General features: G+C 52.5%; 10 protein-coding genes and 1 pseudogene. 8 read left to right on the top strand and 3 right to left on the bottom strand.

Annotated elements, in window-relative coordinates:
- Nucleotides 1-127: 127 nt before the first annotated feature.
- Nucleotides 128-1,789, top strand: a complete 1,662-nt coding sequence (tsr, locus tag LDB27_RS19070) for a methyl-accepting chemotaxis protein (protein WP_000919521.1) — start codon at nt 128-130, stop codon at nt 1,787-1,789.
- A gap of 111 nt (nt 1,790-1,900) precedes the next feature.
- Here the strand turns inward: tsr and LDB27_RS19065 are convergent.
- Nucleotides 1,901-1,975 (bottom strand): annotated as a pseudogene (locus LDB27_RS19065) (GNAT family N-acetyltransferase); the annotation flags it as partial.
- Nucleotides 1,976-2,111: 136 nt separating this feature from the next.
- Here LDB27_RS19065 and LDB27_RS19060 point away from each other — a divergent pair.
- The 7 genes from LDB27_RS19060 (at nt 2,112) to LDB27_RS19030 (ending at nt 9,610) form a co-directional block, all read left to right on the top strand.
- Nucleotides 2,112-4,877: a sigma 54-interacting transcriptional regulator gene (locus tag LDB27_RS19060; protein ID WP_001224219.1), complete on the top strand. Its 2,766-nt coding sequence runs from the start codon at nt 2,112-2,114 to the stop codon at nt 4,875-4,877.
- Nucleotides 4,878-4,978: 101 nt separating this feature from the next.
- The gene (locus tag LDB27_RS19055) at nt 4,979-5,401 is read left to right on the top strand and encodes a PTS sugar transporter subunit IIA (protein WP_000820690.1); all 423 of its coding nucleotides are present in this window, start codon (nt 4,979-4,981) and stop codon (nt 5,399-5,401) included.
- A 14-nt stretch (nt 5,402-5,415) separates the two neighbouring features.
- Complete coding sequence (locus LDB27_RS19050) at nt 5,416-5,877, top strand: PTS sugar transporter subunit IIB (RefSeq protein ID WP_000634729.1); 462 nt, start codon at nt 5,416-5,418, stop codon at nt 5,875-5,877.
- Between the two features lie 25 nt (nt 5,878-5,902).
- Nucleotides 5,903-6,682: a PTS mannose/fructose/sorbose/N-acetylgalactosamine transporter subunit IIC gene (locus LDB27_RS19045; RefSeq protein ID WP_000228866.1), complete on the top strand. Its 780-nt coding sequence runs from the start codon at nt 5,903-5,905 to the stop codon at nt 6,680-6,682.
- A complete protein-coding gene (locus LDB27_RS19040; RefSeq protein WP_000178065.1) occupies nt 6,660-7,508 on the top strand; it encodes a PTS system mannose/fructose/sorbose family transporter subunit IID in 849 nt (282 codons plus the stop codon). The genes LDB27_RS19045 and LDB27_RS19040 overlap by 23 nt, the downstream gene beginning before the upstream one ends.
- A gap of 12 nt (nt 7,509-7,520) precedes the next feature.
- Nucleotides 7,521-8,582 carry an SIS domain-containing protein gene (locus LDB27_RS19035; protein WP_000075417.1) on the top strand — a complete coding sequence of 354 codons (1,062 nt, stop codon included), beginning with the start codon at nt 7,521-7,523 and terminating at the stop codon, nt 8,580-8,582.
- Between the two features lie 17 nt (nt 8,583-8,599).
- Nucleotides 8,600-9,610, top strand: a complete 1,011-nt coding sequence (locus LDB27_RS19030; RefSeq protein ID WP_000900317.1) for an SIS domain-containing protein — start codon at nt 8,600-8,602, stop codon at nt 9,608-9,610.
- A 133-nt stretch (nt 9,611-9,743) separates the two neighbouring features.
- Here the strand turns inward: LDB27_RS19030 and opgB are convergent, their stop codons facing one another.
- Together opgB and LDB27_RS19020 are read right to left on the bottom strand one after the other, a co-directional pair.
- Nucleotides 9,744-12,035 carry a phosphatidylglycerol--membrane-oligosaccharide glycerophosphotransferase gene (gene opgB / locus LDB27_RS19025; protein WP_001292725.1) on the bottom strand — a complete coding sequence of 764 codons (2,292 nt, stop codon included), beginning with the start codon at nt 12,033-12,035 and terminating at the stop codon, nt 9,744-9,746.
- 282 nt (nt 12,036-12,317) lie between these two features.
- Nucleotides 12,318-12,809, bottom strand: coding sequence for a DUF2501 domain-containing protein (locus LDB27_RS19020; protein ID WP_001090318.1), 492 nt, complete (start codon nt 12,807-12,809; stop codon nt 12,318-12,320).
- Nucleotides 12,810-12,843: the final 34 nt, after the last annotated feature.

Below are 12,843 nucleotides of genomic sequence, written 5' to 3'. Positions count from 1 at the left end.
CGATCCTTGTTGCGCGGGGCGTCATGACGACTTCACTGAGCTAATCGTGATATTAATGGCGCGCATCCCATAAAGTTTTCCCTTTCCAGGCCGAAAATTCTGTATCTGTCTAGCGGAAAGAGAAAACATGTTAAAGCGAATTAAAATTGTTACCAGCTTACTGCTGGTATTGGCGCTATTTGGCCTTTTACAACTGACATCCGGCGGGCTGTTCTTCAACTCGCTGAAGAATGACAAAGAAAACTTCACCGTATTGCAAACCATTCGTCAGCAGCAGTCTGCCCTGAATTCAACCTGGGTGGAGCTGTTGCAAACGCGTAATACCCTGAATCGCGCGGGTATCCGCTGGATGATGGACCAGAGCAATATTGGCAGCGGCGCAACTGTCGCTGAACTGATGCAGGGGGCGACCAATGCGCTGAAGCTCACCGAAAAAAACTGGGCGCAGTATGAGTCGTTACCGCGCGATCCACGTCAGAGTGAGGCGGCTTTCCTTGAGATCAAACGAACCTATGATATCTACCACGGCGCGTTGGCGGAGCTTATTCAGCTTCTTGGCGCGGGTAAGATTAACGAGTTTTTTGATCAACCGACTCAAAGCTATCAGGACGCTTTTGAGAAGCAGTACATGGCCTATATGCAGCAAAACGATCGTCTGTACGATATTGCTGTTGAGGATAACAACAGTTCCTACAACCAGGCGATGTGGGTACTGGTCAGTGTGCTGATTGCCGTTCTGGTGGTCATTATCGCCGTCTGGTTCGGCATCAAACTGTCGCTTATCGCCCCGATGAATCGTCTGATTGAAAGTATTCGCCATATCGCCAGCGGCGATCTGGTGAAACGTATTGATGTGGAAGGCTCTAACGAAATGGGGCAACTGGCGGACAACTTACGTCATATGCAGAGCGAACTGGTGCGTACCGTGGGCGATGTGCGCAACGGCGCCAACGCCATTTACAGCGGCGCCAGCGAGATTGCGATGGGCAACAACGATCTCTCTTCCCGTACTGAGCAGCAGGCAGCGTCTCTGGAAGAGACCGCCGCCAGTATGGAACAACTGACCGCGACCGTGAAACAGAACGCCGAAAACGCCCGTCAGGCCAGTCACCTGGCATTGAGCGCCTCTGAAACAGCGCAAAAAGGCGGCAAAGTGGTGGATAACGTCGTACAAACAATGCGCGATATCGCCTCCAGTTCGCAGAAAATCGCCGATATTATCAGCGTAATCGACGGTATTGCTTTCCAGACCAATATCCTGGCGCTGAATGCGGCGGTAGAAGCGGCGCGCGCAGGCGAGCAGGGACGCGGGTTCGCGGTGGTGGCCGGTGAAGTCCGTAATCTGGCCCAGCGTAGCGCGCAGGCGGCACGGGAGATCAAGAGTCTGATTGAGGATTCCGTGAGCCGTGTTGATGTGGGTTCGACGCTGGTCGAAAGCGCCGGTGAAACCATGGATGAGATCGTCAATGCAGTGACCCGCGTGACCGATATCATGGGCGAGATTGCCTCGGCGTCCGACGAGCAAAGCCGTGGTATCGACCAGGTGGGCCTGGCGGTAGCGGAGATGGATCGCGTAACGCAGCAGAACGCCTCGCTGGTGGAAGAATCCGCCGCCGCGGCTGCGGCGCTGGAAGAGCAAGCCAGCCGTCTGACCCAGGCCGTCGCGGTGTTCCGTATTCAACAGCAACAGCAGCGTGCGCGTGAAGTGGCAGCGGTAAAAACCCCGGCAGCCGTGTCGTCACCAAAGGCCGCTGTGGCCGATGGCAGCGATAATTGGGAAACGTTTTAAGGGCGTATGGTGAACAGTCGGCCTACAGATGACCGTAGGCCGAATGAGATGCTCACACTTTTGCCTGATGGCGCTTCGCTTATCAGGCCTGGCAGTCCGCGCAGGCCGATTTTAAACCAGCATCAGGCGCATGGCGCAGCGTGATTTATACGCCAGGCCGTGCGCCGCTTCCTCCTCTCTTTTCTGATATCGCGCGCTAATCCAACGTTGAGTGAAGGTGTGCGGTGATCCACAAAAAATGAATAAAGCAAGAGATTGCACGACAGGAGAGCCTTGTTTCGCGGCATCATAATTGCTGATGTGATAATCGTGAGAGGATACGATGCGCAAAGATGCCCTGCTTGCTTTCCTGATGAACCAAACGGATTTTTTTGATCCGGAAAATGTCAGTGAGGTGTTTACCGCGCGCTATCTGGCGCAGCGTTTTAATATGCAGCGCAATACCGCCAGCCATTATCTGAACCAACTGGTGGCGCAGGGCGTGCTCTGCAAAATCAATACCCGTCCCGTCTATTTCCTGCATAAGCAGGCATTTAGCCAACAGTTTTTTACCCTTTCGCGTAATGAATACGCCAGCGTCGCGGAGCTGTTAGCGCACGGGGAACAGGAGTGCGCGCCGGACGATCACTTTTCCCTGTTGATTGGCCATAACGAAAGCCTGAAGCGCCCGATTGAGCAACTGAAAACCGCGCTTTTTTATCCCGACGGCGGACTGCCGCTACTGATGACCGGCGAAAGCGGCACCGGGAAAAGTTATCTGGCGCAGCTCATGCACGAATATGCCATCGCCCAGGCGCTTCTGTCGCCGGATGCGCCATTTATCAGTTTTAATTGCGCCCAGTATGCGAGCAATCCCGAACTGCTGGCGGCGAATCTTTTTGGCTATGTGAAGGGCGCGTTTACCGGCGCGCAGAGCGACAGACCGGGCGCGTTCGAGGCGGCTGACGGCGGCATGTTATTTCTGGATGAAGTCCACCGGCTGAGCGCCGAAGGGCAGGAGAAGCTCTTTACCTGGCTCGATCGTGGTGAAATTTATCGGGTAGGCGACACCGCGCAGGGGCATCCGGTTTCGGTACGTTTGGTATTTGCGACGACCGAAGAGATACACAGTACCTTTCTGACGACATTTTTGCGGCGCATCCCGATTCAGGTCAACCTGCCGGATCTCCAGCACCGCAGCCGCCAGGAAAAAGAGGCGCTGATCTTACTGTTTTTCTGGACGGAGGCGAAAAAACTCTCGGCCACGCTTATCCTCAAACCGCGTTTGTTGCAGATCCTCAATCAGTATGTTTATCGCGGCAACGTCGGCGAACTGAAAAATGTGGTGAAGTATGCGGTGGCGACGGCATGGGCGAAAAAGCCTGGGCAGGAAACCGTTACCGTGTCGCTGCACGATCTGCCGGATGCCATGCTGTCGGCATTGCCGTCACTAAATGAATCGCTGGCGGACGACACGCCGGTGAGCATCACGCCCGACACGAACCTGACTTGGCTGCTGCGCGCCCGCGACGAGATGCAGGGCATGATCCATGATACGCAGTGTCATGTGCTGGCGCTGTACGAGCTGGTACGTAGCGGGAAAGAGGGGTGGGAGACGGTACAAAAAAGAATGGGCGATGAAATTGAAGCTCTCTTCGATCGTCTGATTTTTACCGGCGACGATAATGTGCACTCCCAGCGGTTGCTGTTAATTACAAGCCAGGTGCGGGAAGAGTTTTATCGTCTGGAGAAGCGTTTCAATATGCAGCTTAACGGCAACTGTATTTACGCGCTTAGCCACTATTTAATCCATCGTACCGCACTGGCGCCTTCTCGTCTCAACAGCGAGCAGATCCGCCAACTGGACGCCTTCCTCGCCCAGAAATATCCGCTGCTGTACAGCTTCTGTTTACAAATTCTGGAGACGCTGGGCCAGAAGCTGGATCTGGAGCCGAGACGCATTGATATGCTGCTGCTGGCGCTTTGGCTGCATAAACAGGGGGCTAACAACCAAAAACAGGTGACGCATGCGGTGATTCTGGCGCACGGCTATGCCACCGCCAGCAGTATCGCCAACGTCGCCAACCGGTTACTGAAAAATACGATTTTTGAATCGTTCGATATGCCGTTGGACGTCACGCCGGAGGCGATAGCGCAGCAGGTGATGCGCTATCTGGAAGGGCACCCGCTCGCCTCTGGCCTGATGATTCTGGTGGATATGGGATCGCTCAAGGCCATTCATCGTCATTTTGATCGCGCGCTTTCCACGCCGGTGACGATTATCAACAACGTATCGACCAGCATGGCCCTGTATGTCGGGGAGCGTATTTTACAGGGGCATTTTATTGAAGAGATCGCCCGCGATATCGCCCGGGATGTGCCGGTCGAGTATCAGCTCTACTGGCCGAAAAGCAACAAACCGCGCGCCATACTGACCACCTGCGCGACCGGTATCGGTGTGGCGACTAATCTTTGCGCATTACTGAGCGCCAGTATTCCGCAGGCGCTGGAGATTGACGTCGTCGCCTGCGATTATGCGATGCTGGCGAGCAATAAAACCCAGGAGCCGGTATTTATGCGCTACGACGTACTGGCGATAGTCGGTACGTTGGACCCGCACATCGCCAGCGTGCCGTGGATTTCGCTCGACTCGCTGATCTCCGGCGAGGGGAATCACTATCTGATGCGGCTGTTTGGTTCGCTGACCACGCCGGAGCAGGTGGCGGAGATCAACAACCTGCTGCTGAAAAACTTCTCGCTCCGACGAGTGATCGAATCCGTCACCATCCTCGACACCAGCAAAGTCATCAACCACGTTGAGCAGTTTCTGCTGCGCTATGAGCATCTGGCGGGCGTTACCGTCTCGAATGAAAGAAAGGTGGCGCTCTATGTGCATATTAGTTGCCTGATTGAGCGTCTGATCCGCCATGCGGGCATTACTGCTTATAGTGGACAACAGTGTCCGGAACAGGAACTGAATCGGCTACGGGAAGCGTTTAGTGTCATTGAGAATAACTACAGTGTCAAAATCCCCACCGCCGAGCTTGGCTATATCCATAATATTCTGACCTTCGAAACAGAACTTATCGAGCAAGATCAACAGTTTTAACGATTCCTCTCTGTTAACCCGCATCTTTTTTCGGCGCGCCACTTTTTCTGGCACGCCGCTTGCTCTCTTTTATCACAGTGGAATGTGTTTTAGAGGTCAGGATGAAGAGACATTATATTTTCGCCAGCCACGGCACGCTGGCCAGCGGGGTTTTAAACTCCGTGGAGCTGATTTTAGGCAAACGGTCAAATGTCTGGACGCTGTGCGCTTACGTTGAAGAGAGCGTGGATTTAAGCCAGCAGGTAGATATGCTAATTGCCCGGATCCCGCCGGAAGATGAAATTATTGCGCTGACAGATATTTTTGCCGGCAGCGTGAATAATGAATTTGTCCGTTATTTATCACGGGAAAATTTTCATCTGCTGGCAGGGATTAACCTGCCGCTGGTTATCGATCTCTTTATGTCGGAAAACGATGGCAATACCACGCATACCATAATGACGGCGTTAGCGGATTCAAAAGAAAATATTCAGTACTGCAATCAAACTATCACCAGCGCCATGCAAAGCGATAAAGATTTTTAAGGGGAGGAAGCGTCATGATTGTTTTTTTACGGGTGGATCATCGTTTATTACATGGACAGGTCGCCTTTTCCTGGACGCAGTACGTTGGCGCAGACTGTATTTTAATTGCCAACGACAGCGTACCTAATGATGACCTGCGTAAAACCACCATTAAAATGGCGAAGCCGCCCGCGGTGAAGCTGGTTATTAAAAATATTGCCGATTCAATTGAAGCGATAAAAAGCGGCGTTACCGATAAATATAAACTTTTTATTGTTGTTGAATCCGTGGCGGATGCGTACCGGCTGGCGCGCGAATTACCCGACATTAAAAGTATTAATTTAGGCGGCACGAAGGTGCGTGAAGGGAGTCAGAATATTGCTAAAGCCATCAATCTGTTAGCGGATGAAATGACTCAACTTCGGGAGCTGGCGGCTGGCGGAGTAGAGATAGAAATTCGGCTGGTGCCTAACGATCGTAAACAACTTTTTGCCTGAGCGGATACCCTCCTGAGGACATATTATGGTAGAGGCGCTTTTACTTGGACTGGTGGCGTTTATCGCCCAGTCTGAATATGCATTAGGGACGTCGCTGATTTCCAGACCTATCGTGACCGGACTGTTAACCGGACTGGTGCTGGGCGACATGGAAACCGGAATTGTGATGGGCGCGACGCTGGAGTTGGCGTTTATCGGTTCCTTTTCGGTGGGCGCGTCGCTGCCGCCGGATGTGGTCACTGGCGGTATTTTAGGTGTGGCCTTTGCGATTAATTCCGGCGCCGGGGCGGAAACCGCGCTGTTATTAGGTTTGCCTATCGCGACACTGGCGTTAATTGTGAAAAATATCTATAACGGAATGTTTATTCCGTTGCTCTGTCATAAAGCCGATGCTTACGCTGAGGTAGGGGATACCCGGGGCATTGAGCGTATGCATTTAATCTCCGGCATTGGGCTGTCGCTGACGTTGGGGATTATCGTCACGGTCTCTTATTTAGCGGGCGTGAATATGGTTAAAGGTTTTCTGGATGCCATTCCAGAATTTATTAAACATGGATTAAGCGTTGCCACCGGTATTATTCCCGCGCTGGGTTTTGCCATGCTGGCGCGCTTATTAATTAATAAAAAGGTCGCCCCCTATTTTTTCCTCGGTTTCGTCTTAATGGCGTATTTAAAAATTCCGGTGACGGGTATTGCGATTCTTGGCGCGATCGTCGCCGTCGTGATGGTCAATATGCCGAAATTTGCGGCCTCGCAACCGGCACCTGCGCAAGGAGCGTCTCATGACGATGAAGATGATTTCTGATAAAGACCGCCAGCAGGCGGAAACCACTGGTCTGGTCACCGCGCGTGATTTACGCCGCGTTTTCTGGCGGTCATTCCAGATGGAGTTTTCCTGGAACTATGAACGACAAATGAACCTGGCGTTCGTCTATACGCTCATTCCGGTATTAAAGAAACTGTATAGCCGAAAAGAAGATCTTGCCGAAGCGCTAAAACGCCATCTGGCTTTCTTTAATACCACGCCGCACATTGTGACGTTGATCCTCGGTATTACCGTGGCGATGGAGGAGAAAAATAGCCAGCAAAAAGAGATGGACGCCAGTTCTATCGATAACGTCAAAGCGTCGTTAATGGGGCCGCTGGCGGGTATTGGCGACTCTTTTTTCTGGGGAACATTGCGTCTTATCGCCACTGGCATCGGTACCAGTCTGGCGCTGAAAGGCAATATTCTGGGGCCGATTTTATTTCTGCTGGTGTTTAACGTACCGCATATTCTGGCCCGATGGTTCTTTACCCGCTGGGGCTATGTGCTGGGAACCGGCGTACTGCAACGTATTCAGCAAAGCGGAATGATGGAAAGCCTAACCTATGGCGCCTCGATTATCGGTCTGATGGTGGTTGGCGCGATGACGGCCTCCATGATTGATATCACCATTCCCATTACGTTTGGTACGGGAGAGGCGAAAACCCATGTTCAGGACATTATTAACGACATCATGCCTTGTCTGCTGCCGTTAATTAGCTTCGCCATTGTGTACTGGCTGTTAGGGAAAAAAGTGAAACCGTTAACCATCATTGGCGGTATTGCGCTGGTGGGAATTTTCGGTTCCTGGATAGGGTTATTTTAAGAGGGATACACAATGTCACCAACCATGCTGACCTATATTAACGAAGAGTCTGACGTCCTGGCGAATATTATTCTCCGCCATCGCCAGTCGCTGGAAGAAGTATCGCGGTTCGCCAGCCAAAAAACGTTACGACGAATCCTGATATTAGCCACCGGATCGTCATTGAATGCCGCCTTTTGCGCCCGTTATTTCTTTGAGCGCTGCGGTATCTCTATCGATATTAAAGAGCCGTACACCTTTAGTCATTATGAGAATAGCGATCCGCAAGCCGATATGGTTATTGCTATTTCCCAGAGCGGGAAAAGCGCTTCTACCCTGGAGGCGATGCGTAAAGTTCAGGCGCAGGGACGTCCGGTATTCGCTCTGACCGCCGATCCGCAAAGCCCTTTTGGCAAGGCCAGCGATTATCCACTGGATATTCTGACCGGGATTGAGTCCGTCGGCTTTGTTACCCGTGGATTTAGCGCGACGGTACTGAATCTGTTGCTTATCGCGTTGTTAATTGCCCGTCAGCAGCAGCGACTGACGGAATCGCAGGTCGAGGAGTATGTGGCGCAGCTTCAACGCATCGCGGCAACCCTGCCGTTGGTTATCGTGCGTACGGAAGCGTTTATTCACCAGCACCAGTCCGTTTTACGAAACGGGACGCGTTTTGTGGCGATAGGCTACGGCGCGCTGGTTGGGGTGGCAAAAGAGTTGGAAACTAAATTTACCGAGACGGTGCGTGTTCCCTCAAGCGGGTTTGAGCTGGAAGCCTATATGCACGGCCCGTATCTGGAAGCCAATGCGGAACATGTGATGTTCTTCTTTGAGGACCGGCCCGACGCGCGCTCCAGGGCGCTACGGGAGTATATGACGCCTGCGGTCGCCAAAACCTTTACTCTCACGCTGGCGAAGGCGGCGCAGGATGACCAGACGCTTGCGCTGGATGTAGCGGTTGATCACCATTTCTCGCCATTGCTGTTGATTGTGCCGGTACAACTCATGGCGTTTCATATCGCCTCACTGAAAGGCATCGACCTTTCGGTACGCATTTTTGACGATTTCGATCGCGTTTTAAAAAGTAAAATCTGAACAATCAGGAGAAAAATATGTTGGGTTTTAATCAGGACGAGTACCTGACGAGTGCTCGTGAGATCATCGCTGCGCGCCAGAAGGCAGAACAGGTTGCTGACGAGATTTATCAGGACGGGTTCAGTTCTTTATTTTTCGCCTCTGTTGGCGGTTCACTGGCGCCAATGATGGCAATTAATGAATTTGCCAAAGAATTAACAACGTTGCCGGTTTATGTTGAGCAGGCGGCAGAATTAATTCATAAAGGAAATAAGCGGCTGAATAAAGACTCTGTGGTTGTTACGCTGTCTAAATCCGGTGATACCAAAGAATCGGTGGCGATCGCCGAGTGGTGTAAAGTGCAGGGAATACGCGTAGTCGCCATTACCAAAAATGCGGACTCTCCGCTGGCGCAGGCGGCGACATGGCATATTCCGATGCGTCACAAAAATGGCGTGGAATATGAATATATGCTGCTGTACTGGCTGTTTTTCCGCGTGCTGTCGCGCAATAACGAATTCGCCAGTTACGATCGCTTCGCCAGCCAACTGGAAATTCTGCCGGCGAATCTGCTGAAAGCGAAACAAAAATTTGATCCGCAGGCTGATGCTATCGCCAGCCGTTATCATAACAGCGATTATATGATGTGGGTCGGCGGCGCGGAGATGTGGGGCGAGGTCTATCTGTTCTCCATGTGTATCCTGGAAGAGATGCAGTGGAAGCGCACGCGCCCCGTCAGCTCTGCGGAATTTTTCCACGGCGCTCTGGAGCTGCTGGAAAAAGAGGTGCCGCTCATTCTGGTGAAAGGGGAAGGGAAATGCCGCGCGCTGGATGAACGCGTTGAGCGCTTCGCCAGTAAGATTACCGATAACCTGGTGGTGATTGATCCGAAAGCGTATGCGCTGGACGGCATTGATGATGAGTTCCGCTGGATCATGGCGCCCTGCGTCGTCTCGACACTGCTGGTTGACCGACTGGCGGCGCACTTTGAGAAATATACCGGCCACAGTCTGGATATTCGTCGCTACTACCGTCAGTTCGATTATTAACAGAAAGGGGCGTGTAGCATATACAGTGCCTGATAGCGCTTCGCTTATCAGGCCTGTGCGCCAGTTTATTGATAAAGATGATGTGTAGGCCGGGTAAGGCGCAGCCGCCACCCGGCATATATGACATTCTCTTTTAACCCTCAACATTCACCACTTTGATCTCCACCATGCCAATCCCCAATTTGCGCGGCGAATGGCCCAAAATATTACCTTCGTTGGTGGAGACGGGAGCGGGCGGCGCAATGACTAAGGTATTCGCGTCCGTCGGGTTGTTGAAATGCAGCGTGATAGTGGACACATCGTGACCCAGCACCAGCGTCTGTTCTTCGTTGCCTACACGTACCGGAATCGGCCGATTCGCGTTGTCGCCGAAGGCTTTGGCGGTGATCACCAGATCAAACTTTTTCGGCAGCGGCGCTTTATATTCGATTTTAACCTCATCGCCCAACTGCGCATTTGACCAGCGCCCCCAGGACTCCGGCCGGGAAATGCCGCTAAACTGCTTCACCTCCTCCGGCGCGCCCGCGACATTAAAGATAAAGCTATCGGCTTTATAACGAATATCGTTATCGACAATCTTTAAGGTATCGACGTTGCCTTTGTAGCGTTCCATATCGATCATCGTGTCTTTAAACGCCGTCTTACCCTGCCACTGCGCTTTATCGACATGCTGTACGGTTTGCTGCCCGCCAAGCTGCCCCTGCGAGACGCACCAGTCGGTGGAGAGCGCCAGCGCCGGCGCCCATAGCTGCGCCATTTTGTAGCAGCGATCGATCCAAACGAAATTATCGCGCGGGGCGAAGTCGGCCAACTGGAACCGTAGCGGAGCGGAGTATTCACTTTCCGGTAACGGCTCGACGCGCTTATCCGATACGCGCAGTAGTAACGGCAGGCGGAAGTGGCTCCCGGAAAACGCGATCATGTTTTTGTCCCGATCGACGGTAAAATCTTTTATCTCTTTCGGGAAATTCCACAGGCGAATGATATCCGGCTTCATCGCCAGCACTTTCTCTTTTACATTCAGGAACACTTCCGACAGCGACTGCCCGGAAAGGCTGCTACGTCCCAGACCGATAAAATTATCGCCGCCGAGAATATCCAGCACCGTTGCGCCGTTGTCCATCGTGTTGCGTTTGACCGCCAGCGTCTCCTGCTGCGGTTTATCGCCGCGCAGAATGAAAAACAGATTGTTGCGATCTTGCTTATTCAGGTATTTCCAGGCCGTATTGTTCATCGCCAGATGGTCGGAAGAGACGACGATAACGGTATCTTTAAACCACGGTGACGCTTTGATTTTGTTGATAAACTCGGCGATGTTTTCCTGGCTGCAACTTACGGCGCTAAAGGACTGGTTGGGCTTGCCGTCGTAATCGTAGCGTTTACGGTTGCAGGTGCGTGAGATAAACCCGTCCGGGTGGTGAGTATCTACGGTCAGCGTAAACAGCGAAAACCGCTGGCCTGAGCGGGAAAGCGCTTCAAATTTCTTCCATGCCTCATCAAGCACCGTATCGTCGTAGAAGCCCCAGTCGTTACGATAAGACGGGTCCGCCACCACCGTTTTTAGCTCTTCAGCGCCATACAGATGATCAAATCCGTGTGATTTCAGGAATACGTCTTTCCCGGCAAAACGCAGGTTAGCGCCCTGCACGAAATAGTTCTGGTAGCCGGAGTTTTTCAGAATATCGCCGAGGCAGATATTCTGCGGGAAGAAGCTGGAAACCGACGCTGAGGCATTGCCCTCAAACGGCGCAAACAGCGGAATACCGCACTGGGAAGCCACCATCCCGGCGATGGTGTAATCCGTTCCCGGCAGTTGCATGGTATGGCTGAAATCCAGCCCTTCATTTTTCAGCGCGCCCAACTCTGGCGTGAGATTGGGGAAAGCGTCATTATCAAAATAGGTCCGTTCCAGGCTCTCGCCGTAGATATAGACCAGATTGAGCTTCGGATTAGGAATGGTTTTTGCTGGTTCTTTATAATAAACGGCAAAATCCGGATCGCCATCGCGCATTTGTGATTTTACCAGTTCGGTGATCTGGCGAAATGCCGGGCTGGCGTCGACAGAACCCAACGCCAGCAGTAACGCCAGCAGGCTGTAACCGACATGATGCGGATGGTGACGGCGGCGGCGTAGTACCCATCCCAGCGCGCCGAATACCGCCACTAACGCCAGGGCAATGCCGATTCCCGGCAGAATATATTTGCCGACTCCCGCTCCCGTCAGACTATTCGTGAGCGTATAAAGCACTGCGTCGTTGATCCCGTCGCCGGTAAAATAGTCGCTGGCATACAGGGTAATATTCAGAATGACAAAAAGTCCCAGCACCGTGAGAGTGGCGGCAAACCACCAGGTGTTACGGCCCGCCTTCCAGGCATATATCAGCACAGAGGCGAGAAACAGAGCGACAGAGAGCAACTCGGACAACTGACGATCCTCAATAAACCAGGCTTATCGCTGGCAGGAAAAAATTTCTAACAATGTAATAGCGATGTCACATTGCTGCAATTCTAATGACTTTACACGGCGCTATTATTTAGAATGAGTTTAGAAAGTTGTTTTTTTGATCGGCATCACTTCCTGACATAGCGGTTAATAACAGGAAAAGACGAAAGGAAAAGTCGGGTTAATGCCGTGCTGGCGGGTAAAGGGCCAAAACACGGCTTTTAACAGGGCGTCCCGGCGTGGCGCACGGTCAGAAAAGCGCAGTCAGGAGAGGAAATTCAGCCCTTGCTGCAACACCAGATCGCAAGCTTTGGTTTTCACCTTTTCCGCCAGCGGCGTACTGCCGATATTATTGAGGTTCAACTGCTGGCCGTCCTTCGTCTTGAGCAACCCTTGCAGGCCGTTCAGGTAGTTAGTGTCCTGCTCCTGCTGTGTAGTATCCAACCCCAACTTGTTCAGAATCTGATTTTTAACGTTTTCCACGTTGGTAGCGGACGCCAGCTTCTGTTTGGCGCAGTACTGCAAAATACCGGCGGCATTATTCATATTATCGGCGCTGAGCGACTGGGCGCCGTTGCTGAGCAGACCGGTTAGCGCCGAAAGCGACATCCCGCCCTGCTGTGAGTTCGTGCCCTGAGCGCTTAACTGACTGGCGGCGCTGGAAAGCGAATCCTGCCAGGAGGCGGCGATACCGCTGGTGGAAATCAGTACGCAGGCGACTGCCGCGCAGCACAGAACATGTTTCGCTGTATTCATGGTAATCACCTGTGTTATGCCAGCCAGGCGTTGT

It is taken from the genome of Salmonella sp. JXY0409-18 (genome assembly GCF_020268625.1).
GTDB classification, from domain to species: domain Bacteria; phylum Pseudomonadota; class Gammaproteobacteria; order Enterobacterales; family Enterobacteriaceae; genus Salmonella; species Salmonella enterica.
This window is presented reverse-complemented; position numbering and strand designations above follow the sequence as displayed.